Source organism: Rhizobium sp. AP16, assembly GCF_000281735.1.
Taxonomy (GTDB): Bacteria; Pseudomonadota; Alphaproteobacteria; order Rhizobiales; family Rhizobiaceae; genus Rhizobium; species Rhizobium rhizogenes.
In genome coordinates this window covers 295,597-318,065 of record NZ_AJVM01000065.1, presented here as the reverse complement: position 1 = coordinate 318,065, position 22,469 = coordinate 295,597, and the positions used below count along the sequence as shown (strand labels likewise).

Below are 22,469 nucleotides of genomic sequence, written 5' to 3'. Positions count from 1 at the left end.
GTTGGGAATGAGGCCCGATAGTTGTTTATGGGCAAGGGCAGGAGGGCAATTTGCTGGCACTCTTTCATGCCTTCTCCACGAAATGCGCCCAGATTCAACGTGCGGTCAAGCTGGGTGATGACGAACTGGTTAGTTCTCTGGATCGCGAATTGGAACCGCTGATCGCGGCTATTATGGCCTACAAGGCCAACAGTCTTCTTGAAATGTACATGCAGCTCCAATTCATGAGCAATCTCATTCGCGAGGAATCGGATGACCGTTCGCGTGTGTTGCGCAATTCCGCGTCGTTGTCGTTGCTGATTGATCGCTATTTTGGCGGCGCCAGCGATGCTGCGGCGGAAGTGCTGATGGCGTTCTCCACGGAGAGAGACGAGCATGAGAGCGAGGTCTCCGGTTTCGACGAGGACAACGTTCTGAACGACGTCATTCTCGACAGCCTGCCGGATCGGGTCGCCGTGATCACGCGCGATTACCGTTATCTCTATAGCAATGCGGCCAATTCCGAATTCCTGAAGTCGAAGCCGATCGAGCTGGTCGGGCGGCACCTTGCCGAGTTCATCGGCTCCGAATGCTTCGAGAGCAGCTTCAAGAACAAGCTCGATGCCTGCTTTCTCGGTGAGACGGTCGATTGCCTCTATCCGGCGCAGCATCCGACGGATGCCGGAAAGACCCTGCATTGCCGCATGACGCCGCTGCGGGCCACCAAGCCCAGAGGCGAGGTGATTGGTGCGTTGCTGGTTGTGCATGAAGTCAGTGTCGTTCCTGCCAGCATGCTGGTGGCCTGATCACGCCGTTTCGGGCTCCGAACAACAAACGTTCAAGCGTGCCCGCAAATTTGCGGGCCGCCGGTTTGTCGAAATTTTCTTCTTCTTGATCGAAAGCCGGTGAAGCGGCTTTCGGAATTGCTTTTGCTGGTTTTTTCTCGCCGTCTTCCGCTTCGCATTCAAAGCAGAAGCAGCGGAAGCTAATGGCTTTCGGTTCGCTCATGCGGCTGGTCTGTTCCAGCTCGCAAATGGGTCCGGCAGCTTCTTCCAGCGCTCTGGCGTGAAAGTCTTCCCTTCGATGAGACAGGCATCCAGTTCAGCGGTGATCTTCTGCTGATCCATTGGATCGGCACCGATGAAAACCAGTTCCTGGCGGCGGTCGCCCCAGGTCGGGTCGAGATAGGGGGCGATTGCGCGCTTGAAGGCGGGATCGGTCGGCCATTGTTCCTGCGGGACGGCTGCCCACCAGAGGCCCATCTTAGCGGTACGCACCAGCGCGCCCGCCTGGCTCATTTCGCCGACATAATGCGGGCGGGTCGCAAGCCAGAAGAACCCCTTAGCGCGCACGACGCCCGGCCACGAGCGATTGAGAAACTCCTGGAATTTCATGGGATCGAACGGTTTCTTCGCGCGATAGACGAAGGAGCGTATGCCGTATTCCTCCGTCTCCGGAACATGGTCCTTGAAACCGTGCAACTCCTTGTACCAGAGCGGATGCGTCTCGGCGCGGTCAATGTCGAAGCGGCCGGTGCCGAGCACCTCCGCCGGCTCCACCTTGCCGAAATCGGTCTCGATCAGGCGTGCGTCGGGGTTGAGGCCAACGATGATCTTGCGGGCGGAGTCCTGCTGCTCAGGGCTTGCCGCGCCCATCTTGTTGAGGACGACGACATCGGCGAATTCGATCTGCTCGACGAGGAGATCGACGATGGTCCTGTTATCACCGTCCCCCGCAGTCTCGCCGCGATCGGCGAGGAAATCGGTCGAGCCGTAATCGGCCAGCAGATTGGCGGCATCGACGACGGTGACCATGGTATCGAGCCTGGCGACGTCGGAAAGGCTATTGCCGTCTTCGTCACGAAACTCGAAGGTCGTGGCGACGGGCAGCGGTTCGGCGATCCCTGTCGATTCGATCAGCAGATAGTCGAAGCGATCCTGGGCGGCGAGCTGGCGCACCTCCTTCAGCAAGTCATCGCGCAGCGTGCAGCAGATGCAGCCATTGGTCATCTCGACGAGCTGTTCTTCGGTTCTCGAAAGATTGGCGCCACCGTCGCGCACCAGCGCGGCATCGATATTCACCTCGCTCATGTCGTTGACGATCACAGCGACCCTGAGGCCCTGGCGATTGTTGAGGATATGATTGAGCAGCGTCGTCTTGCCAGCGCCGAGGAAGCCGGAAAGCACCGTGACCGGAAGTTTTCTATTCATGATGACCTCATCTGTAATGTAATATCATTACTTTTATGGATCTGAAAAAAGCGAGCAGATAGCTCGCTCCTTTCGGCGATAGAGTGCCTGTCTCAGGAGAGGCAGGTCTTCAGGGAATTGGCGATGCCGCGCATCAGGTCGAAATAGAGATCCGGGCCTTGCGGAAGGGTTGCCGCTTCCGGGTCAAGCACGCCGGATTTCGCGGATGTACCCTCGAGGACGACGTTGACCAGCTTTGGCTCGAATTGCGGCTCGGCGAAGACGCAGGTGGCACCGAGTTCGGCGACCTTGCCATGAATTTCCGATATGCGCTGTGCGCCGGGAATGCTCTCCGGGCTGACCGTGATCGAACCGGCGACACGCACGCCATAGCGGCGCTCGAAATATTGGTAGGCATCATGGAAGACGATGAAGGGCTTGCTCTTCACTGGAGCGAGGGTGGCGGCGATTTCCGCGTCGAGCGCGTCCAGCCTGTCGTCCAGCGCCTTCTGATTGGCTTCATAGGTCAACGCATTGGCGGGGTCGGCGGCGACCAATGTGGTGGTAATTTCGGCCGTCATCGCCTTGGCATTGTGCGGATCGAGCCAGAGATGCGTGTCGAACTCTCCGTGATCGTGATCATGATCCGTGGGCTCGTCGCCATCGTCATCGGCTTCGAAAGCGCCACCCTCACGGAATTTCAGCTTGGTAATGCCGGGCGCCTTGTCGAGTTCGACCACCAGGGCGTTCGCGCCGAGAGCCGAAAGCGGCTTTTCCAGGAAGGCTTCCATGCCAGGTCCGACCCAGAAGACCACCTTGGCGGCTTCGAGCGCCTTCGCGTTCGAGGGCTTCAGCGCATAGGTATGCGGCGAGGCGGCGCCATCGACGATCAGCTCTGGCGTACCAACTCCGTCCATGATTGCGGCAACGAGGGAGTGAATGGGCTTGATCGACACCACCACATCCGGCGTATCGGCAGCCATCGTGGCGCTTGCGAAAAATCCGGAGAACAGCAGGGAGGCGGTGAGGGGGAGGAAGGACTTTACTATGGTCATGCGCGATCGCCCTTGAATGGGTCTGTTATGTTATTACATCAATTGCGTTATGCTATAACGTGTGCGATAGCAAGGCGCAACAGTGCAAGTGGAAATTTCATGCTTTCTTCCGTGGACAATCAGAGACAGCCGCTGGTGTCGCTCCATGATGTCGGCGTCCGCCGTGGCGGCCGCTGGCTGGTGCGCGGCGTTGATTTCTCAGTGAACCGCGGCGAGATCGTTACGCTGATCGGCCCAAACGGTTCGGGGAAATCCACCAGCGCCAAGGCGGCGATCGGCGTTCTGAAGCCGGATGAAGGCAGCGTCGAGCGTATCGCCGGCCTCAAGGTCGGTTACGTTCCGCAGAAGCTCGCGATCGACTGGACTTTGCCGCTGAGCGTCCACCGCCTGATGACCTTGACTGGACCTTTGCCCGAAACTGAATTGAGAGCGGCGCTCGAGGCTGTGGGGATTGCCCATCTCGCCAAGGCCGAGGTGCAGCATCTGTCCGGCGGCGAGTTCCAGCGGGCGCTGCTGGCTCGCGCCATCGCTCGCAAGCCAGACCTTTTGGTATTGGACGAGCCGGTGCAGGGCGTCGATTTCAGCGGCGAAATCGCGCTTTACGATCTGATCAAATCGATCCGCAATTCCGAAGGCTGCGGCATCCTGCTGATCTCACATGATCTGCATGTGGTCATGGCCGAGACCGATACGGTTGTCTGCCTCAACGGGCATGTCTGCTGCCGTGGCACGCCGCAGGCGGTCAGCCAGAGCCCGGAATATGTCAGGCTGTTCGGCACGCGGGCGGCGCAATCGCTGGCGATCTACAGCCATCATCACGACCATATGCATCTGCCGGATGGCCGGGTGCAGCATGCCGACGGCACGATCACCGATCATTGCCACGCCGATGACGGCCATCACGACCATGATCATCATCATGATGATCACGAGCACCATGATCACGACCATCATCACGCCGAGGGGGAGCGCCATGTTTGACGACTTCTTCCTGCGCGCCGTCGTCGCTGGCGTCGGGCTGGCTTTGACCACCGGACCGCTCGGCTGCTTCATCATCTGGCGGCGCATGGCCTATTTCGGCGATACGATCTCGCATTCGGCGCTGCTCGGCGTGGCGCTGTCGCTGCTCTTCCAACTCAATCTGACGCTCTCGGTCTTTGCGGTCGCAGCGCTGGTGTCGATCCTGCTGCTCTTCCTGCAACGCCGGCAGGCGCTGTCGGCGGACGCGCTGCTCGGGATCCTGTCGCATGCGACGCTGGCGATCGGCCTTGTCATCGTGGCTTTCATGAGCTGGGTCAGGATCGATCTGATCGCCTTCCTGTTCGGCGACATCCTCGCTGTCAGCCGCGCCGATATTGCGATGATCTGGGGCGGCGGTCTCTTCGTCTTGGCGGCGATCGCCTGGCTTTGGCGGCCGCTGCTCGCCTCCACCGTCAATCCGGAGCTGGCCGAGGCCGAAGGGTTAAGGCCGGAGCGGGCGAAGTTGTTCTTCATGCTGTTGATGGCCGTCGTCATTGCCATTGCCATGAAGATCGTCGGCATATTGCTGATTACAGCGCTGCTGATCATTCCCGCCGCTACTGCGCGCCGGTTTGCCGCGACGCCGGAGATGATGGCGGTGTTTGCCTCGCTCGTCGGTGCGGTTGCCGTCGTTGGTGGCTTGTTCGGCTCGCTACGCTACGACACGCCGTCCGGCCCGTCGATTGTGGTCGCGGCGCTCATCCTATTTATCTTCAGTCTGCTGCCTCTTGTTCGCAGGGGCGGCGCGCCGGCGGCGCAACAAGGAGGACAGGAATCATGACCACTCCGATGCTCACGAAGAACCAGACGCTTGTCTTCGATGTCCTGACCAAGGCGGAAGGTCCGCTCAGCGCTTACACCATCCTCGACAAGCTGCGCGACAACGGTTTCCGCGCGCCGCTGCAGGTCTACCGGGCGCTGGACAAGCTGCTGGAATATGGCGTCGTGCATCGTCTCGAGAGCATCAACTCCTTCGTCGCCTGCGCCCATCCGAATGAGAATTGCCACAGCCACGGCCTGGTCGCCTTTGCCATCTGCGAGAGCTGCGGACAGGTGACCGAATTCCACGACCATGAAGTGGATCACCGGCTGATGGGCTGGCTGAAATCGCAGAAATTCAAGGCCGAGAAGTCGACCATCGAAATCCGAGGCCATTGCGCGAGCTGTGCGGCTTAAGTCTCTGGACGGCGTTTTATCCCAAAACCGAGTACACTTTTGGGAACGCCGTCTAATCCAGTCTCTTGAGATCCCGCGCAAAGCGCTGCCAGTTGGCAATATAGTTGCGCGCCGAGCGGCGCAGGCCCTCGATAGCGGCTTCGTCCAGCACGCGGATCGCCTTTGCAGGCGCGCCGACGATCAAGGAGCCATCCGGGAATTCCTTGCCTTCGGTCACCAGCGCATTGGCGCCGACAAGGCAGTTGTTGCCGATCTTGGCGCCGTTCAGAACCGTCGCGCCCATGCCGATCAAAGAATTGTCGCCAATGGTGCAGCCGTGGATGATGGCGTGGTGGCCGATGGTGCAGCCTTCGCCGATGGTGACGGGAAAGCGGGGATCGGTGTGCACCATTACGCCTTCCTGGATGTTCGTGCCCTTGCCGACGACGATCGGCTCGTTGTCGCCGCGCAGCACGGCGCCGAACCAGATGCCGACATCCTCGCCGAGCTCCACCTTGCCGATGACGGTGGCATCCGGCGCGATCCAGTAGAGGCCGGGTTCGGGCGTCTTCGGCACCAGGCCGGAAAGGGCGTAGAGCGGCATTGGATCCTCCTCGCGATCAAACCACGTTCAGCACCAGCGTTGCCACGCCGTCGACGGCGCAGGTGATCCGGTCGCCGCGTGCGACGGGGCCGACGCCGGCGGGCGTGCCGGTCAGGATGATGTCGCCGGGCGCCAGCGTGAAGAGCTTTGACAGCTCGGCGATGATCTCCGGCACTTTCCAGATCATCTGCTGGAGGTCTCCGCGCTGTGCCGCTTCGCCGTTGCGCATCAGCCAGATTCCGCCCTTGTCGGGATGGCCGACCTGGGTTGCCGGAACCAGCGCCGAGACCGGCGCGGAATGTTCGAATGCCTTGCCGATTTCCCAGGGGCGGCCGAGCTTCTTGGCTTCGCCCTGCAGGTCGCGGCGGGTGAAATCGATGCCGACGCCGTAGCCGTAGATGCAGTCCAGCGCGCGTTCGGCCGGAATATCGGCGCCGCCGCTTCTGAGCGCGATCACCAGTTCGACCTCATGATGCACATCCGACGACAGCGGCGGATAGGGGAAATCCCCCGACACCAGCAGATTGTCCGGGTTCTTCTGGAAAAAGAAGGGCGGCTCGCGGCTGGGATCATGACCCATCTCGATCGCATGGTCGGCATAGTTGCGGCCGACGCAATAGACGCGTCGCACGGGGAAGAAAGCGGCTTCACCCTCGATCGGCAGCAGCACGGGCGCGGGCAGGGGAATGACGGTGGCGGGGGTTTCGGTCATGGCTACTCTTCAAATGTTCAATCTGTATCGGGAAGACGTGCGGCCCTCCGACTCCGTTGATCAACCTAGCATCATTGTTGCCGCCGGGAAAACTGGCCTTCGAGAAGGTTTTGGTGTGGAGCGCGGGCAGAAGGGTTTCCCATGTAGGCTGGTGAACCGCCCGAGGTTTCTGGACCGCCGGATCGCATTGTTGTCGTTTAGGACTCCATAATCTTCGATAGGAGCTTTTGTCATCCCGCGCGGCGGATGCTATGGTGGGCTGTTAGTACGATAATGCCATGTTAGCTGACCTATTCTCGTTTATCTGATTTCACACCCACAGAGGAGAATTGCATGTCTAAAATGATGATTCTGGGCGTAAAGGGTGAAGCCGGCCTATGGCTCGTTGACTTTGCCGCAGGCACCGTCACCGCGATGGACGGCAATCGTGAAGACTTTATCTCTGGCCACGACAGCGACGATAAATTTGAAACGGATCTTGATGTTGCGGTTGGCTTCGAACCGAAGGAAGCAGCCTTTTCCGGTGTACTCTTTCAGTCCAAAGCAGCAGATGTCGCCGTTGGCTTTGAACCGAAGGAAGCAGCCTTTTCCGGTTTGTTCTTTCAGTCTAAAGCAGCAGATGTTGCGGTTGGCTTCGAACCGAAAGAGGTGGCCTTTTCCGGTCACGTCTTCAGAACCCCAGGGGTAGATGTCGCTGTTGCCTTCGAACCGAAGGAAACGGCCTTCTCTGGTCATTACTACAAAACCCCGGACGCCGACGTCGCCGTTGCCTTCGAACGGAAGGAAGCAGCCTTTTCCGGTCAGTTCTTCCAGTCTAAAGCCGCAGTTGTCGGCGTTGGATTCGAATCCAGGGAAGCAGCGTTCTCCGGTAGATCACGCGCCGAATAATCGACCAGTAGCTGGTCGCGAAATGTACGGAGTTCCGCCCGCTCTGGTCTCGGTCGAATAGCATGATTTCTGACGCGCCATTGACTTCTTATTCAGATCGCAGTTGCTCTCCGAATGAGACAATGGCGCGTATCATGCCATCGCTGACAAAGCATGGAATAACCCGGCTCGCCCGATTGACCGATCTGGACAGGATCGGCATTCCCGTCTGGAATGCCATCACGCCCAATTCACGTTCCATCGTGATCAACCAGGGCAAGGGGATCGAAGACATAGACGCCAAGGTGTCGGCGGCAATGGAGGCACTGGAGCGTGCCGTCGCTGGAAATCCACAAATCGAGACCCTCCGGGCAAGCGTTCGACAGCTGGAATCCGAAGGGTCTTTCGTCGATCCGCTGCACTGCCTGATTTCAGTCGGTCGAAGCGACATACAGCCCGAGGAAACGGTTGCCTGGACGCTCGGACATGACATCATTGCCGAACGCGATGTCTGGGTCCCGCGTGACGCCGTCCTGCTCGACGACACCCAAGCGAACAGGTTCTGGCAATCTTCGGATGGTCTTGCGTCTGGCAACACGCTCCTCGAAGCGACGTTTCACGGCTTGCTGGAGCGCATCGAGCGTGATGCGGAGGTGGTCTCGCAGTTCGGTTCCATGGAAGAGAGAAGAAGACATTGTATCGACGTCGCTTCGTTGTGCGACCCTGTCCTCAGCGGTCTCGCGCAGCGGGTGTGGGATGCAGGATTTCGACTTCAGATGTTCGACACGACAAGCGACGTCGGCATTCCTTGCTTCGAAGCCTTCATGGCGCCGGTTGTGCCGTCTGAAATGGCATTGCGCTACATTGAGGTGACATATGGAGCCGGGGCACATCCAAATCCCGTGCGCGCCGCGATCAGGGCCGTCACCGAAGCGGCCCAGTCAAGGCTGACATATATCAGCGGTGCCCGTGACGACATCCATCCCGATACCTTTGCGCGGCCGCTTCCAGACCACCTGCATGATGCGCTCTTCATGCAGCCGAATAGCTATACTCCGCTATCGAATATGGTCATGGGAGCCACGCTGAACGACATGCTCCAGAGCGTTATCGGCAAGCTCAAAGCGGTGGGAGTGAAGTCAGCGATCGTCGTGCACCTGAATCCAGGCGAGGCTGATTTCAGCGTTGCGAAGGTCCTGGTTCCGGGATTGGAAAATCCGGATGGGAAACGGAAGCGAAGGTTCGGGTCTCGTGCGCTGAAGAGGATCATGAAATCAAGATGAAGGTGATCTTCGCAGGCCCCACACTCTACGGCGCAAATTTGCCATTGAACGCTGATTACCAGCTTCGCCCGCCCGCCAGGCAGGGAGACTTCCACAAAGCCATTCAGGATGGCGCCACTGTCATCGGGCTTATTGACGGCGTTTATGAATATGTTCCTGCCATCTGGCACAAGGAGATCCTGTTCGGACTTGCTCAAGGCGTTCACATCTTCGGGGCTGCGAGCATGGGCGCCCTGAGAGCGGCGGAATGTGCAGCATTCGGTATGGTCGGCATTGGCGAAATCTTTGACGGCTACATGAGTGGCGCCCTGGAAGACGATTCCGATGTCGCGCAATCTCATGCGCCAGCCGAGGTGGGCTTCCTTCCCCTCAGCGAACCTCTCGTCAACGTCCGTGCGACGATTTTGAGATGCTTGCAGCTCTCGCAGATCACGGCTGCCGAGCACGACCGTCTGCTGGCGGCCGCGAAGGCGATCTTCTTCAAGGATCGTACCTATAAGCAACTGGTGTTGTCATCCATTTCGGACGGAGTCCGGGCGTCTGAGGTGCTGGCAATATTGCGTGCAAATAGCGTCAATCAGAAGCTCCAAGATGCGCAGCGTCTTATCGAAGCCGTTACCGGAACACCCGATCGACGCTTTGTTCCTCAGTTCAGCTGGACATTTGAGGCAACGAGTTTTTGGAAAGCCACGTTTCCGACCATCTCGTCGACATCGTAAGGGATCTCGCAAGGGCGTCGCTTGCGAGTCGGATGCTGCAAGCCGAAGCAGTGCCAAAAAGCAGCAAAAGTGCCCGGGCTTCATTTTTTTACCTGAAGGTGTTATCTCGGCGCGAAGAAACACTTTTGGCTCGACGAGCATCGATTGAGCACTGATTGGATGGAATGGAGTGTTAACTCACTATAAAAGCAGAGTTTTCGCGGTCGCCCCGATGATCGACTGGACTGACCGCCATTGCAGGTATCTGCATCGGCAGATCAGCCGCAATGCTCTGCTCTATACCGAGATGGTAGTGGCGGATGCGATCATTCATGGGCCGCGCGACCGCCTGCTGGGGCATGATGTCAGTGAGCATCCTGTCGCGTTGCAGCTCGGCGGTTCCGATCCGGTCAAGCTCGCGACCGCCTTGCAGATCGCCGAAGCCTATAATTACGACGAGATCAATCTCAATGTCGGCTGTCCGTCGGACCGCGTGCAGTCCGGCACCTTTGGCGCCTGCCTGATGCTGACGCCGGAGACGGTGGCGGAGTGCATCGCGGCGATGAAGGCGGTGTCCAAGGCGCCGGTGACGGTGAAATGCCGGATCGGCGTTGACGAGCAGGAGCCGGAACAGGCACTGCCGGAGCTGATCACCCGCGTGCTCGATGCCGGCGCCGACGCTATCTGGATCCACGCACGCAAGGCTTGGCTGAAAGGCCTGTCGCCGAAGGAGAATCGCGAGATCCCGCCGCTGGACTACGACATCGTCTACCGCATGAAGCAGCGCTGGCCCGATGTCTTCATCGGCATCAACGGCGGCATCCAGACGCTGGATCAGGCGGAGGTGCATCTCGCCCATGTCGACGGCGTCATGCTCGGCCGCGCCGCCTATCAGAACGCCGCCATCCTCGCCGGTGTCGATCATCGCTTCTTTGGCGAAGCGGCCGTCGAGCCGGACTGGAACGACCTGCGCGACCGGATGATGGCCTACACCGAACGCCATATTGCGGGTGGCGGCCGCGTGCACCACGTCGCCCGCCACATGGTCGGCCTCTTCACCGGTCTTCCGGGCTCGCGGCGCTACCGCCAGATCCTGTCGACCGACGCCAACAAGCCTGGGGCAGGGCCGGAGGTGATTGCGGCGGCGTTTGCGGCGGTGGATTTTGGCGGGGATGCGGAGCGGGTGAGCGCCTGAGGGGCTGGTGATTCCCGCCCGCCCTCGTGGTTCGAGGGCCCTTCGGGCCGCCTCAACGTGAGGGCTAATCGACCGACACTTACGGGAGCAGTTTCGTGTTTAAAGATTACCTCACACTCCGTCATCCTCGGGCTTGACCCGAGGATCCACGCCCAAGCACATTGGTGAGCCTAAATCGACGAGAGTGCTGGTTTCGCTTGGGGAGTGTATCCCTCTTCTCCAGAGGACGCGGTGAGGCTTGTGCCTGGATCCTCGGGTCAAGCCCGAGGATGACGGAATGTTGGGATATTCCGGGGCAGACGATGGACCTGCGGTAAGGGAGATAGGCCAAGCGTGCTTCAGGACGAGGGTTATCCCATCCCCACAAACGCGAAACGGCGCGGTTTGCACCGCGCCGCTCGAAACTTTATCCGGATATCAACTAAGACTTAGGAAGCCTGGATGTTGACGGCCTTCGGGCCCTTGCCCATGCGATCCGGCTCGGTGTCGAAGGTGACCTGCTGGCCTTCGCGCAGCGACTGGATGCCGGAAGCCTGGAGAGCGGAGATATGGACGAATACATCCTTAGCGCCGCCATCAGGAGTGATGAAACCAAAACCCTTGTCCTGGTTGAAGAATTTTACGATGCCCTTGGTGGCCATTGGGATAGTCCTTTTCCCTACAGTCTGAATATTGCCCGAGATCTCCCGGACGGCTTTGCCCCCGCGAAATGCGAAAGCCAGTCGAGAAGTTCACGTACGGGGAAAGAACGTCTACGCAGAGGTTAACCCCCTGAGGCTGCCTCGCGCAGTCGGCATTGCCAAATCAGTCCAGTCACCGGCATGCAAATGCCCGAGCACACTATGGGTGACAGGATTTGCAGCAAAAGGCAAGGGGAATATTAGGGCCGGGCCAAGAAAGAGGAGGGATTGGAGGGGGATTTCAAGGGGTTGAGTATGCAGCCTGAGAGTGGCTTCTCCGCGCCTTTTCGAAATTAAACGGTAATCGTGAAAAGTGTTGTAAGTGATTATCCAAATGGGGATAGAAGCTTACTTTAGGTTCTAGCTTTCATAGAGTGCATGATGCGCTCACTGCTTGTAAATATTCGAAAACGGAAAGAATATATTGGTTGATTTCGCTGATTCGTCTCCCAAGGAGCAGATGTGCTTTCGGTTGGTACTATCCCGCGAACCAGGCTGATATTGGCGGCAAACGGATATGTTCCGCAGGCGACCAATTGCGAGGCTCTTCTAGAGCAAGTTCGTAGTGAAATTATAGCCTACGTTCGAAAGAAAAATGATGGCCTACCCATTAATCTCGCGAATTTGGAGGACTTCGAGGAGATAGACGGGAGTGTAACTACCGCGTCAGTGGTGTTTCGAGAAGGGCGGTTATGGGTGCTACGCTTCAGTGAGCCTGACGAGAGCACGCCCGGAAGATCATGGGTGGTTGAGTTAAGCGTGGGGCTATTTGGAACGCAGGTATTATTTGGCTGTAGGCTCTATTGTAGTTCTCGCAATTACGACTTTGCTTTCGAGCATGCTGCGCCCAGCGTCTTACGCAAAATAGTGGAGAAGGTTGGCTTAAGCGATTATGGAGTAAGGCTGAGTTCGAGCGCGACCAAAGTAGACACTGATGGAACTGCAGATGATCTCTATAAGATAATAGCCAATACTCAGCGCTGGCGAGATGTATTGGTAGTCTCTTGTGACGATGGATTTTCATCGCTTATTGATCCTGCGAGTTTAGCTAGGTCATTAAGCGGCGTAGCGCATGTTTATTTCATTACCCCGTACGGCTCTCATAGGTTGTCCGAGCTGGTTGGGCGTGAGCTTTCGGTGTTTGACAGGGGCGTCCGTCTCTACCGGCCGAACTTTTCGGAAGAGGACGACAAATCGCAGCATCCGCTAATACTAAGGCGCCAACTCGAGAATATATCAGACCTATCTCGAAGAAAATTTGAAGCATCAATCAAGGAGGATTGCTTTCGTGTTTCGATAGAGCGGAAGCAACTTAACCAGAAAGTGCCAAGTTTTGTCGATATACGGGTGGCTGCATCAAAGCAACTTTTGGAAAAATTAAATACTGATGATAGTTCATCAAAACCAGAGACTTTACTTGCTGAGCAGAGCGCGCGAAAAGCTGCCGAACAGCAAGCGGACGCATCGTTTGCGCTCGCTGTTCAGGAGGAGGAGCTAAGAAAGGAAGCGGATGCTCAACGCGAAATTTATAAAGGCCAGCTTTTCGCCGCGCGCAGTAGGCTTGACGTTCTTGAGCAAAAGCTGGCGAATATAGGAGTATATTCTGAAGTTGGAGAAAGGCCGATATCGTATTCTGAAATTCCACAATGGGTCGAGAGGAATTTTCCAGGAAAACTTATTCTGCATGCTCGAGTACATAGGGGATTGAAGTCCGCAGTCTATCAGGAAATTGCCACCGTTTGTGATACTTTAAAGTTGCTCGCGAACGAATATAGGCAGGTTTTTCTGGGCGAAATGCGTAAAGAAGAATTCACTTTGTTATTAAATGAGCGGCATCTCGACATAAGTGGTTCAATAAGTGAGAGTCGTGCAAGCGAGTATGGTGACGAATATTTTGTAGAATGGAATGGAAGGAGGGAGTTCCTTCACGGCCATGTAAGTAAAGGGAACTCCAGGGATGAAAAATACTGTATGAGAATATATTTTTTCTGGAATGCGTTGGATAGCCAAATTGTCGTTGGTTGGCTTCCTTCTCATTTGAAGAATCGCTTAAGTTGAAATATTTTCGCTGATTTCTGTATACATATGGTGAGTCGTTATTGTTTGCTGCAATCTCTCTCCTAGTCCGCCCCGTTTTACCCTTGGTGCGGTACTTGAGTTGTTTCTCGTCCACCGCATCGTCGTAGGACTCGACGCCTAGCTTAGCACAGATAGCCGGCTTGTCCTGCACCTCGCACGTTACCAGCTTCTCTATGCGGCAACGGTCATCTCGCCAACGCTATTTTTGCCGAAGAGGGACTGCCGCACGTGCCACTGACCTCAATCCCCCACCAAAGCAAAAACCCCGCACGGCTCCACAATTCCCCGCAACACATGCTCGCCCAGCGGCATCAGCGCCGTCCTCGTCTCCGCCGCGATCGCCCCCGAGATGAGCACGTTGTAGCCAAGCGGTTTGCATAGTCCCTCAAGGCGGCTGACCAGGTTGACGGCGGGGCCGATGGCGGTGAAATCCAGGCGGTCGGCGGCGCCGATGTTGCCCCATAATATTTCGCCGAAGTGCAGGGCCATGCCGAAGGGGAGCGGCGGCAGCCCCTGCGCTTGCCGCACGCCGTCGAGATGGGTCATGCCGGCGCGGACGGCGGCTGCCGCGCGCAGGGCCGCGTCGCAGGCTTCGCTTGGGGTGCCGGTGACCGGGAAGATCGCCAGCGCGCCGTCGCCGATGAACTTCAGCACCTCGCCGCCGAAGGCGTTCACCGAGCCGGTGACGCGGTCGAACCAGGCGTCGAGAATGGCGATCATCGCCGCCGGCTCCGTCACTTCGGACAGGGCGGTGAAATCGCGCAGGTCGGCGCAGAGAAGCGCGGCGCGGATGGTCTCGCCGGTGCCGCGGGAGAGCGAGCCGGCCTGAACGCGCGCCGCGCTGCGCCGGCCGAGATAGGCTTCGAGCAATGCTGCCTGTGCCGCCCGCGCGGACAAGGCGGCCAGGGGTGCGGCGGCGAAGCGGGCGATCTCGTGCAGCCGTTCGGTCTCGGCGGGGCTGAAGGGCCGGGTTCCGGCCCAGCCCAGCAGCGGACTGTCCAGCGCCGCGCCGATCGTCGTTTCCTGCACCGGGCCGAGGCCGCTCAGCCAGTCGTGCCCGGCTTGGCTGAGCGGACTGCCGGCGAAACCCAGCGCCTCGATCACTGCTCCGGTTTCGGCCCGCCACAGCCAGGTGCGGCGGGCGATGATCGGATGCGGCACCGCGAGCGTCAGGGCGCCGCCTGCCAGCGGCAGGCCATCGGCCAGCAGCCGGCTGCCGAGATCGGCGAGGAAGGATTCAGGGCCGGGCGAGGTGCCGGCCTCGTCAACCAGCCAGGCGAGGGGGGCGGGCAGATCCATGCCGCGATCATGCCATGGCAGCCGAGGGTTGTCATCCGCGCCATGGCGATGGCGATTTCGGCCGCCATGTTGCGCCGCTTACTTTGGAAGGGGCGCCTGTTCAATCGAGATGCCAGCGGAAAGCGGTCATACCCGGCCGGAAAACGAGTCCGGAGGCGGCGTGCGCCCGGCCGCGACTTCGGCCAGCCGGCCGAGATAGTGAGCCCAGCCTTCCGCATGGCCCGCGCATTGGTCGGCATTGGGCAGGCCGGTGTGGGTCAGGCGCAGCAGCGTTCCGTCCGGCTGTTCGATCAGGTCGATCTCGACCAGGCTCGAGCCCGGCGGCACGATTTCACTGCCGTCCCAGCCGAAGCTGTAGGCCAGTCGATGCACCGGCACCACCTCGCGAAAGGAGCCGCGTGCAAAACGGGCGCCGGTGACATTGACGAGATAGAGCCCTCCGGGCTGAGGCTCGACCTGCGCTTCCGTTCCCATCCAGCGCAGTATCTTTTCCGGATCGGTCAGCAGGGCAAACACAGCGGCGGGTGGCGCCGCGATATGGGTTTCACGGCGGACGACGAGGGCCTCTTGCATGTCTCTCTCCCGTTGTTGTTATCGCTTGCTCCGCTCGGCGGGGCTTCTCCTCACCCGGCAGCATGTAGGCAAAAGCGCGATCTCAACAAGGGGAGCGTGTATTCTACCGCCCAGGTCGCCCGGTCTTGCCCTTGGTGCGGCTCTTTCTCTGCTTCTCGTCCACCGCATCCTCATAGGATCCGACGCCCGGCTTCGCGCGGATGACCGGCTTGTCCGGCACCTTGCCAGTCACTGGCTTTTCGGTGCGGCCGACGGTCATCTCGTCGAGGGTGTTCCTGCGGAAGAGCGGCGTGCCGGCGTCGCTGCCGGGACCCATTTCGTCTAGGCTTGGTTTGGTGAAGTAGGATGTGGATTGATCGGCGTTTCCGTCTGCCGCAGCCGGTGCTCGGGTCGAGCCCGAGGATGATGGGCTCGCGCTGCGTTTGGCTGAGGATGACGGTCCTTTCCCCTCAATGCTCTTCGCCTCTTCCCTTGCCATCGGATCGTCCATGACGGCGAGTTCGGCGGCCTTGAGGCGCTTGATCTCGTCGCGCAGTCTCGCGGCCTTTTCGAAGTCGAGATCGGCGGCGGCGTCGCGCATGGCTTTTTCCAGCGCGTTAAGATGGGCCTGCAGATTGTTGCCGACGAGATGGCCGCCATCGGCAAAGCCCTTGCCGGAGACGCCGCCGATATCGGCGCGGACGTGGTCCTTCTCGTAGACGCTGTCGAGAATGTCGGAGATCCTCGCCTTCACCGATTCCGGCGTGATGCCGTGTTCGGTGTTGTAGACCATCTGTTTTTCGCGGCGGCGGCTGGTTTCCTCCATCGCCCGCTTCATCGAGCCGGTGATGTTGTCGGCATAGAGGATGACCTTGCCGTCGACGTTACGGGCGGCGCGGCCGATGGTCTGGATCAGCGAGGTCTCCGAGCGCAGGAAGCCTTCCTTGTCGGCGTCGAGGATGGCGACAAGGGCGCATTCGGGGATGTCGAGACCCTCGCGCAGAAGGTTGATGCCGACAAGCACGTCGAAAGCACCCAAACGGAGATCGCGGATGATCTCGATGCGCTCCAGCGTGTCGATGTCGGAGTGCATGTAGCGGACGCGGACGCCCTGTTCATGCAGATATTCCGTCAGGTCCTCGGCCATGCGCTTGGTGAGCACGGTGCAGAGGGTGCGATAGCCCTTGGCGGCGGTCTCGCGGATTTCGCCGAGCACGTCGTCGACCTGGCTGCGGGCGGAGCGAACCTCAACCGGCGGGTCGATCAGGCCGGTCGGGCGGATGACCTGTTCGGCAAAGACGCCGCCGGATTGGTCCATTTCCCATGCGCCTGGCGTCGCCGAGACCGCGATCGTGTCCGGGCGCATGGCATCCCATTCCTCGAAGCGGAGCGGCCGGTTGTCCATGCAGGAGGGCAGGCGGAAGCCGTATTCGGCCAGTGTCGCCTTGCGCCTGAAGTCGCCGCGATACATGCCGCCGATCTGGCTGACGGAGACGTGGCTTTCGTCGATGAACAGCAGGGCATTGTCGGGGATATATTCGAACAGGGTCGGCGGCGGCTCGCCGGGGTTACGGCCGGTGAGGTAGCGCGAATAGTTCTCGATGCCGGCGCAGGAGCCGGTGGCTTCCAGCATTTCGACATCGTAGCGGGTGCGCTGCTCCAGGCGCTGCGCCTCCAGCAAACGGCCGGCCTTTTCCAGCTCGGCGAGCCGGATCTTCAGCTCTTCCTTGATATGGCGGATGGCGCCGTTCAGCGTCGGGCGCGGCGTGACATAGTGCGAATTGGCATAGATCTTCACCGATTTCAGATCGCCGGTCTTCTGGCCGGTCAGCGGATCGAATTCGGTGATAGCGTCGATCTCGTCGCCGAACATGGAGATGCGCCAGGCGGCATCCTCCAGGTGGGCCGGGAAGATCTCGATCGTGTCGCCACGCACACGGAAGGAGCCGCGAATGAAATCCATGTCGCGGCGCTTGTATTGCTGTGCCACCAGGTCGGCCAGCAATTGCCGCTGGTCGAGCCGGTCGCCGACATTCATCTGGAAGGTCATGGCCGTATAGGTCTCGACCGAGCCGATACCGTAGATGCAGGAGACCGAGGCGACGATGATGCAGTCGTCACGCTCCAGGAGCGAGCGTGTCGCCGAGTGGCGCATGCGGTCGATCTGTTCGTTGATCGAGGATTCCTTCTCGATAAAGGTATCCGAACGCGGCACATAGGCTTCCGGCTGGTAATAGTCGTAGTAGGAGACGAAATATTCCACCGCATTGTCGGGGAAGAAGTTCTTGAACTCGGAATAGAGCTGCGCGGCCAGTGTCTTGTTCGGGGCGAGGATGACGGCGGGGCGCTGCGTCGCCTCGATCACTTTCGCCATGGTGAAGGTCTTGCCGGAGCCGGTGACGCCGAGCAGCACCTGGCTGCGGTCGCCATTATCAAGACCCTCGACGAGGTCGCGGATGGCGGTCGGCTGATCGCCGGCCGGCTCATAGTCGGAGACCATGCGGATCGGGATGCCGCCTTCGGATTTGTTCGGGCGGGCCGGGCGGTGCGGCGTCCAGAGCTTGCCGTCCTTGAAGAGCGGATTGCCGCTCTCGATCAGCGCCGACAATGCTTCGACCGTCGCGGTGACGGCCGTACCGGCATTGGCGGCATTTTCCAGCGAGGTATCCATGCCGGACACCGGATTGAGGCCGGCAGCCGCGCGCGTCTTCGGATCGGTCGAGCCGCCCATGGAGGTGCCGCGTCCCGATTTCGAGGCGGCGATTTCCACCTTCTTGCGATGCTTGCCGGCCTTCGAGGCGATCTGCCGCTGCGTCTCGATGCCGGATGTCTCGGCTTCCGATTCCAGTTGCTTCACCCAGTCGGCGACGCTGCCGCTGAGCGGCGCGCCTTCAAATGGTGCTTGCGGCGCCTCTTCGAAACCGGTCGGGGCGGGGGACTTTTTCGGTGATCTGGCCATCGGGCGAATATGGCGAGAGTCAGTGCCGATGTGAAGAGGGGAAGAGTACAAAAGGGAAACAAGCGGTGGATTTTTCCGTTCGCCCAATATGTCAAATATGTTACAAGCCAAGCAGGCTGGTGCGTTATCGCTGATCTCGTCGGCATAGCGCGATCCTCAAAGGCGCCAAGGGAGGAGCCGGCCGCAACGTCGATATACCCGGCCAAGGCCGGGTTCCCCCAGCTTCGACGGCATCCGGACTTTGCCCGCCTCGCCGCCGCCATCCGGTCGGAGGATCATGATGACCGCATTGGATAGCTTACGTTCCTTGTCCCCCCAGCAACGCAACACCGTCATCGCCGCCTATCTCGGCTGGACGCTGGACGCTTTCGATTTTTTCATATTGGTGTTTGTTCTCAAGCATATCGCAGAGGAGTTTCATACCGATGTTCCGGCGGTCGCGGTGGCGATCTTCCTGACGCTCGCCATGCGGCCGCTTGGGGCGTTGATTTTCGGCTTTGCCGCCGACAAATACGGCCGGCGCGCGACGCTGATGGCAGATGTGCTGCTCTATTCGGTGTTCGAGTTCCTGACCGGCTTTTCGACCGGCCTGACCATGTTCCTCGTGTTGCGGGCGCTCTTCGGCATCGCCATGGGCGGCGAATGGGGCGTTGGGGCATCGCTGACGATGGAGACCGTGCCGCCGGAATCACGCGGCATCGTCTCCGGCATCCTGCAGGCAGGTTATCCCTCCGGTTATCTGCTGGCGTCGATCGTGTTCTTCCTGTTGTTCCCGGTGATCGGCTGGCGCGGCATGTTCATGGTCGGCGCTCTTCCGGCGCTGCTGGTGCTCTATATCCGTCGCAACGTCGAGGAGTCGCCGGCTTTCGTGGAGCGGCAGAAGAGGCCGCAACGGCCGTTCTTCACTGTGTTGCGAGAGAACATCCCGCTCTTCCTCTGGGCGGTGCTGCTGATGACGGCATTCAATTTTTTCAGTCACGGCACGCAGGATCTCTATCCGACCTTCCTCGAAACCCAGCGGCAATATGACAGCCACACGGTCGGCGCCATCGCGATCGTCTACAATATTGGCGCGATGATCGGCGGGTTGACATTCGGGGCGCTGTCGCAGGGCCTCGGCCGGCGGCGGGGCATCGTCATTGCGGCGCTGCTGGCGATCCCGATCGCACCGCTCTGGGTCTACGCGCATGGACCGGTCATGCTCGCTATCGGCGCCTTCCTGATGCAGTTCTTCGTGCAGGGTGCATGGGGTATCGTGCCGGTGCATCTCAACGAATTATCGCCGGACGAGATACGTGGCACGTTCCCCGGTTTCGCCTATCAGCTCGGCAATCTGCTGGCCTCGGGCAATGCGTCGATTCAGGCGGGCCTGGCGGTGCATTGGAACGGTGACTATGCTTTCGCGTTATTGATTGTAGCCGTGATCGTCGCCGCCGTGGTGGCGGTGCTTGCCGGTTTCGGCTTCGAGAAGAAGGATATTCGCTTCGGCGGAAAGGGAGTGGAGGAGACCCCCGGCACGATGCCGATCTAGATCGCCGTGCCCCGTCGAAGCATGGCCGGCGGCTTAGTGCCGCCGGCCGCCATCTTATTTGCCGCAAATCTCGGAGATTTTCGCCTGCGCGAAACCGCGGGCAAGCTCCTGCATGCCACCGACGGAGGATATCAGATCGCCGATCGGGCCGCTGATGCCGACATGCGAATCGGTGATGCGGCAGGCGCCGACATCGACGGTCACCGAGGCTTCCAGCTGTCCTTTCACCGTTGCCTGCAACACGCCATGCGATTTGCAGGCGAGGTCGGCGCGAGCGTTGATCTGTACGCCGCCGGGGGCGCTGCACACATCCAGCGATTTGACCTCGAATTTCTCCTTGCGATCGAGGCCAGGCAGCTTCTTGCAAGGGTCAGCTTCGTTTACCGATTTCTCGATCTGCGGGCCGAATTTGCTCTGCAGCAGCGACCAGCAGGAGCCGGGCGCTGCCTGCGCCGGCGTCGCCGCCATGGGCAAGGGCGACAGCGGCAGGATGATTGCGGCGGCCAACAATCCCATGCGGAGTGGCGGCAGAAGCGAGGAGGGCAATGCGGCGGATATCTTGATCACTGCGGTCAATCCCTTGGTGGCTGAATCGGGAAGATGTTTGCGATATTCTTCACGCATCGAGCCCAGCTAGCAATGCCGTATCTGCGGCAAAGATGAGGCGCGGCGGCTCAGCCCCTCATCACTTTGCAGCTGGTGAAGTGATCATAAAGGGTTTGACCGCGCCAGACGATCAGGGGATTACTGGCTTGCCGTCGATTATGAGGCTGGCGATATCATGCGATGGAGCAACCATTGGAGCTTCGGGGGATATGCTCTGAGCGGGAACCATCGAACTCAGTTCATCTGGTCGAGAATGCTTTGCGCAGGCGCATATCCTTGAGCGGCGGCTTTGCGGAACCAGGCGATCGCCATGTTACGGTCCCTCGTGACGCCGTCGCCGCGAAGATAGGCGTAGCCGAGATGGAATTGCGCTTTGGGCAGGCCTTGATCGGCGGCCTTGGCAAACCAGCCGATAGCTTGGGCATAATCCTGCGGAACGCCTTTGCCGAGGGCATAGAGGCTGCCGATATTGTCCTGCGAGGCCGCGTCTCCCTTGTCCGCCAAAGGCTGCCAGGAGGCGAGGGCGCTGCCGTAGTCGCCCTTGTCGTAGGCCACTTGCCCATCCTCGGCTTGGGCATGGAAGGCGATCGAGAGTGCCAGCGCCAGTCCGAGGCCTATCTGTTTGAGCCGCATCCGGAGATATCTCCCATCCGTGATTTCAATTCATGCAAGAGCTAGGCCTATCCCCGGTGTCCGAGCAAGGTTGGAGATGGCCTTGTTTGTCCGTTCGCCTCAGATCGGAATGCTTTTCCGCTGCAGCGGCATGTCCTCATTGCCGTCAGGTTCACTATCGTCGCCGCTCATGGCTTTGGCGCGGCTGAACCATTCCAGGGACTTCGCCCGATCCGCGGGCACGCCGTCGCCATCGCGATACATGACGCCGAGATTGAGAGCCGCGTCGGCGTAGTTCTCGGCAGCTGCCTTTTCGAACCAGCCGACCGCTTCGGGACCGTTCTTCGCAACACCTTCGCCGTCGCGATACATCACGCCGAGGTTATATTCAGCCTCGACGTCTCCCTGATCCGCTGCCTTGCGAAACCAGGCGATCGCTTCGACGTCGTCTTCAGCGATCCCATCGCCATCGGCATACATGGTGCCAAGGTTATATTGCGCGTCGGCGTCGCCCTGGTCGGCGGCCTTGCGGAACCAGGTGACGGCCTGAGCGCCGTCCTTCGGCACGCCGGCGCCGTCGCGATACATGACCGCGAGGTTGTATTGCGCCTCGATCTTGCCCTGATCGGCCGCTTTGCGGTACCAGGCGAGAGCCTGACCGCTGTCCTTGGTTATGCCTTCGCCGCTGTCATACATGATGGCAAGATTGTATTGCGCATCGACATTGCCCTGGTCGGCGGCCTTCCGATACCAGGCGATGGCCTGGCTCTTGTCCTGATCGACGCCATCGCCGTTGTCGTACATCACCCCGACATTGAACTGCGCGGCGGCATTTCCCTGTTCGGCCGCCTTGCTGTACCAGACGAAAGCCAGGGTCCTGTCCTTGGGCACGCCTTCGCCCTCGTCATATATGACGCCGAGATTGTATTGCGCGTCGGCATAGCCTTGATCTGCCGCCTTGCGATACCAGAGGATGGCCTGTGCATGGTTCTTGGCCATGCCTTCGCCCTTATCGTACATGGCGCCGAGATCGAATTCGGCCTTTGCATTGCCCTGATCGGCTGCTTTGCGATACCACTTGAGAGCTTGCTTGAGATCTTTCTCGATGCCATCGCCCAGCTTGTACATTTCGCCGAGCTTCAGTTGTGCCGTCGCATCGCCCTTGTTTGCGAGCGGGCGCCAATAATCCAGCGCTGCCTTGTGGTCGCCCTGGTCATAGGCATTTTGTCCGGTGTCGGCATGGGCAAGGCCGCTGGATGCCAGCGCGAAGAACAGTGCGATGGCTGCTCGCTTGAAATGCACAATCTACCCCTCAATCAGTCGTCTTTTGTGTGTGAATACTAAATAATGTGACAGGTGAGGGCGCAAGGCGCCTCCGCACACATACATGATCG

22 protein-coding genes are annotated in these 22,469 nt (G+C 59.6%); 10 read left to right on the top strand and 12 right to left on the bottom strand.

Annotated elements, in window-relative coordinates; genetic code table 11:
* Nucleotides 1–50 precede the first annotated feature (50 nt).
* Nucleotides 51–785, top strand: a complete 735-nt coding sequence (locus tag PMI03_RS19640) for a PAS domain-containing protein (protein WP_007696683.1) — start codon at nucleotides 51–53, stop codon at nucleotides 783–785.
* Here PMI03_RS19640 and PMI03_RS19635 read toward each other — a convergent pair.
* The 3 genes from PMI03_RS19635 to PMI03_RS19625 form a co-directional block, all read right to left on the bottom strand.
* A complete protein-coding gene (locus tag PMI03_RS19635) occupies nucleotides 751–987 on the bottom strand; it encodes a hypothetical protein (RefSeq protein ID WP_039974359.1) in 237 nt (78 codons plus the stop codon). The two genes, PMI03_RS19640 and PMI03_RS19635, sit on opposite strands and share 35 nt — an antisense overlap.
* Nucleotides 984–2,189 carry a zinc metallochaperone GTPase ZigA gene (gene zigA, locus PMI03_RS19630; protein WP_007696682.1) on the bottom strand — a complete coding sequence of 402 codons (1,206 nt, stop codon included), beginning with the start codon at nucleotides 2,187–2,189 and terminating at the stop codon, nucleotides 984–986. Before zigA ends, PMI03_RS19635 begins: the two co-directional genes overlap by 4 nt.
* 92 nt (nucleotides 2,190–2,281) lie before the next feature.
* Nucleotides 2,282–3,223: a zinc ABC transporter substrate-binding protein gene (locus PMI03_RS19625; RefSeq protein ID WP_007696676.1), complete on the bottom strand. Its 942-nt coding sequence runs from the start codon at nucleotides 3,221–3,223 to the stop codon at nucleotides 2,282–2,284.
* Nucleotides 3,224–3,322: 99 nt separating this feature from the next.
* Between PMI03_RS19625 and PMI03_RS19620 the strand changes: the two genes are divergently transcribed.
* Genes PMI03_RS19620 through PMI03_RS19610 form a run of 3 tightly spaced genes read left to right on the top strand, consistent with a single transcriptional unit; the run spans nucleotide 3,323 to nucleotide 5,419 of the window.
* Entirely contained in the window at nucleotides 3,323–4,204 is an 882-nt protein-coding gene (locus PMI03_RS19620; RefSeq protein WP_007696673.1) for a metal ABC transporter ATP-binding protein, read from the top strand.
* Nucleotides 4,197–5,024 carry a zinc ABC transporter permease subunit ZnuB gene (gene znuB / locus PMI03_RS19615; RefSeq protein ID WP_007696670.1) on the top strand — a complete coding sequence of 276 codons (828 nt, stop codon included), beginning with the start codon at nucleotides 4,197–4,199 and terminating at the stop codon, nucleotides 5,022–5,024. Before PMI03_RS19620 ends, znuB begins: the two co-directional genes overlap by 8 nt.
* Entirely contained in the window at nucleotides 5,021–5,419 is a 399-nt protein-coding gene (locus PMI03_RS19610; RefSeq protein ID WP_007696667.1) for a Fur family transcriptional regulator, read from the top strand. Before znuB ends, PMI03_RS19610 begins: the two co-directional genes overlap by 4 nt.
* Nucleotides 5,420–5,471: 52 nt before the next feature.
* Here PMI03_RS19610 and PMI03_RS19605 read toward each other — a convergent pair whose 3' ends face one another.
* Complete coding sequence (locus tag PMI03_RS19605; RefSeq protein ID WP_007696665.1) at nucleotides 5,472–6,002, bottom strand: gamma carbonic anhydrase family protein; 531 nt, start codon at nucleotides 6,000–6,002, stop codon at nucleotides 5,472–5,474.
* Nucleotides 6,003–6,018: 16 nt separating this feature from the next.
* Nucleotides 6,019–6,714 (bottom strand): fumarylacetoacetate hydrolase family protein, encoded by a 696-nt coding sequence (locus PMI03_RS19600; RefSeq protein WP_007696662.1) that lies wholly within the window; start codon nucleotides 6,712–6,714, stop codon nucleotides 6,019–6,021.
* Between the two features lie 333 nt (nucleotides 6,715–7,047).
* On the opposite strand from PMI03_RS19600, the gene PMI03_RS19595 reads away from it, so the two are divergent.
* The 4 genes from PMI03_RS19595 (at nucleotide 7,048) to dusA (ending at nucleotide 10,757) form a co-directional block, all read left to right on the top strand.
* Nucleotides 7,048–7,602 (top strand): hypothetical protein, encoded by a 555-nt coding sequence (locus tag PMI03_RS19595; RefSeq protein ID WP_007696659.1) that lies wholly within the window; start codon nucleotides 7,048–7,050, stop codon nucleotides 7,600–7,602.
* A gap of 62 nt (nucleotides 7,603–7,664) precedes the next feature.
* Nucleotides 7,665–8,864, top strand: a complete 1,200-nt coding sequence (locus tag PMI03_RS19590) for a YcaO-like family protein (protein WP_039974357.1) — start codon at nucleotides 7,665–7,667, stop codon at nucleotides 8,862–8,864.
* Nucleotides 8,861–9,583: a TfuA-like protein gene (locus tag PMI03_RS19585; protein WP_007696653.1), complete on the top strand. Its 723-nt coding sequence runs from the start codon at nucleotides 8,861–8,863 to the stop codon at nucleotides 9,581–9,583. The genes PMI03_RS19590 and PMI03_RS19585 overlap by 4 nt, the downstream gene beginning before the upstream one ends.
* A gap of 169 nt (nucleotides 9,584–9,752) precedes the next feature.
* A complete protein-coding gene (gene dusA / locus PMI03_RS19580) occupies nucleotides 9,753–10,757 on the top strand; it encodes a tRNA dihydrouridine(20/20a) synthase DusA (protein ID WP_007696649.1) in 1,005 nt (334 codons plus the stop codon).
* 428 nt (nucleotides 10,758–11,185) lie between these two features.
* Here the strand turns inward: dusA and PMI03_RS19575 are convergent, their stop codons facing one another.
* A complete protein-coding gene (locus PMI03_RS19575) occupies nucleotides 11,186–11,398 on the bottom strand; it encodes a cold-shock protein (RefSeq protein WP_007696646.1) in 213 nt (70 codons plus the stop codon).
* Nucleotides 11,399–11,899: 501 nt separating this feature from the next.
* Here PMI03_RS19575 and PMI03_RS19570 point away from each other — a divergent pair.
* Nucleotides 11,900–13,495, top strand: a complete 1,596-nt coding sequence (locus PMI03_RS19570) for a hypothetical protein (protein WP_007696637.1) — start codon at nucleotides 11,900–11,902, stop codon at nucleotides 13,493–13,495.
* Nucleotides 13,496–13,756: 261 nt separating this feature from the next.
* On the opposite strand, the gene PMI03_RS19565 is transcribed toward PMI03_RS19570, so the two are convergent.
* The 3 genes from PMI03_RS19565 to uvrB form a co-directional block, all read right to left on the bottom strand.
* Nucleotides 13,757–14,815, bottom strand: coding sequence for an adenylate/guanylate cyclase domain-containing protein (locus PMI03_RS19565; RefSeq protein WP_007696634.1), 1,059 nt, complete (start codon nucleotides 14,813–14,815; stop codon nucleotides 13,757–13,759).
* A 126-nt stretch (nucleotides 14,816–14,941) separates the two neighbouring features.
* Nucleotides 14,942–15,388 carry an SRPBCC domain-containing protein gene (locus PMI03_RS19560; protein WP_007696631.1) on the bottom strand — a complete coding sequence of 149 codons (447 nt, stop codon included), beginning with the start codon at nucleotides 15,386–15,388 and terminating at the stop codon, nucleotides 14,942–14,944.
* 103 nt (nucleotides 15,389–15,491) lie between these two features.
* Nucleotides 15,492–18,326, bottom strand: a complete 2,835-nt coding sequence (uvrB, locus tag PMI03_RS19555) for an excinuclease ABC subunit UvrB (RefSeq protein WP_007696628.1) — start codon at nucleotides 18,324–18,326, stop codon at nucleotides 15,492–15,494.
* A gap of 280 nt (nucleotides 18,327–18,606) precedes the next feature.
* Here uvrB and PMI03_RS19545 point away from each other — a divergent pair, with 280 nt between their 5' ends.
* Nucleotides 18,607–19,857, top strand: a complete 1,251-nt coding sequence (locus PMI03_RS19545) for an MFS transporter (protein ID WP_007696625.1) — start codon at nucleotides 18,607–18,609, stop codon at nucleotides 19,855–19,857.
* Between the two features lie 54 nt (nucleotides 19,858–19,911).
* Here the strand turns inward: PMI03_RS19545 and PMI03_RS19540 are convergent, their stop codons facing one another.
* From PMI03_RS19540 to PMI03_RS19530, 3 genes are all read right to left on the bottom strand, one after another.
* Nucleotides 19,912–20,424: a hypothetical protein gene (locus PMI03_RS19540; RefSeq protein ID WP_229202592.1), complete on the bottom strand. Its 513-nt coding sequence runs from the start codon at nucleotides 20,422–20,424 to the stop codon at nucleotides 19,912–19,914.
* Between the two features lie 273 nt (nucleotides 20,425–20,697).
* Nucleotides 20,698–21,096: a tetratricopeptide repeat protein gene (locus PMI03_RS19535; protein WP_007696616.1), complete on the bottom strand. Its 399-nt coding sequence runs from the start codon at nucleotides 21,094–21,096 to the stop codon at nucleotides 20,698–20,700.
* Nucleotides 21,097–21,195: 99 nt separating this feature from the next.
* Entirely contained in the window at nucleotides 21,196–22,377 is a 1,182-nt protein-coding gene (locus tag PMI03_RS19530; protein WP_007696613.1) for an SEL1-like repeat protein, read from the bottom strand.
* Between the last annotated feature and the right edge of the window lie 92 nt (nucleotides 22,378–22,469).

Bases quoted from the DNA above. Each gene is read 5' to 3' on its own strand.
- PMI03_RS19635 (WP_039974359.1), bottom strand. From the start codon at position 987: ATGAGCGAACCGAAAGCCATTAGCTTCCGCTGCTTCTGCTTTGAATGC.
- zigA (WP_007696682.1), bottom strand. From the start codon at position 2,189: ATGAATAGAAAACTTCCGGTCACGGTGCTTTCCGGCTTCCTCGGCGCT.
- PMI03_RS19625 (WP_007696676.1), bottom strand. From the start codon at position 3,223: ATGACCATAGTAAAGTCCTTCCTCCCCCTCACCGCCTCCCTGCTGTTC.
- PMI03_RS19620 (WP_007696673.1), top strand. From the start codon at position 3,323: ATGCTTTCTTCCGTGGACAATCAGAGACAGCCGCTGGTGTCGCTCCAT.
- znuB (WP_007696670.1), top strand. From the start codon at position 4,197: ATGTTTGACGACTTCTTCCTGCGCGCCGTCGTCGCTGGCGTCGGGCTG.
- PMI03_RS19610 (WP_007696667.1), top strand. From the start codon at position 5,021: ATGACCACTCCGATGCTCACGAAGAACCAGACGCTTGTCTTCGATGTC.
- PMI03_RS19605 (WP_007696665.1), bottom strand. From the start codon at position 6,002: ATGCCGCTCTACGCCCTTTCCGGCCTGGTGCCGAAGACGCCCGAACCC.
- PMI03_RS19600 (WP_007696662.1), bottom strand. From the start codon at position 6,714: ATGACCGAAACCCCCGCCACCGTCATTCCCCTGCCCGCGCCCGTGCTG.
- PMI03_RS19595 (WP_007696659.1), top strand. From the start codon at position 7,048: ATGTCTAAAATGATGATTCTGGGCGTAAAGGGTGAAGCCGGCCTATGG.
- PMI03_RS19590 (WP_039974357.1), top strand. From the start codon at position 7,665: ATGATTTCTGACGCGCCATTGACTTCTTATTCAGATCGCAGTTGCTCT.
- PMI03_RS19585 (WP_007696653.1), top strand. From the start codon at position 8,861: ATGAAGGTGATCTTCGCAGGCCCCACACTCTACGGCGCAAATTTGCCA.
- PMI03_RS19575 (WP_007696646.1), bottom strand. From the start codon at position 11,398: ATGGCCACCAAGGGCATCGTAAAATTCTTCAACCAGGACAAGGGTTTT.
- PMI03_RS19565 (WP_007696634.1), bottom strand. From the start codon at position 14,815: ATGGATCTGCCCGCCCCCCTCGCCTGGCTGGTTGACGAGGCCGGCACC.
- PMI03_RS19560 (WP_007696631.1), bottom strand. From the start codon at position 15,388: ATGCAAGAGGCCCTCGTCGTCCGCCGTGAAACCCATATCGCGGCGCCA.
- uvrB (WP_007696628.1), bottom strand. From the start codon at position 18,326: ATGGCCAGATCACCGAAAAAGTCCCCCGCCCCGACCGGTTTCGAAGAG.
- PMI03_RS19545 (WP_007696625.1), top strand. From the start codon at position 18,607: ATGACCGCATTGGATAGCTTACGTTCCTTGTCCCCCCAGCAACGCAAC.
- PMI03_RS19535 (WP_007696616.1), bottom strand. From the start codon at position 21,096: ATGCGGCTCAAACAGATAGGCCTCGGACTGGCGCTGGCACTCTCGATC.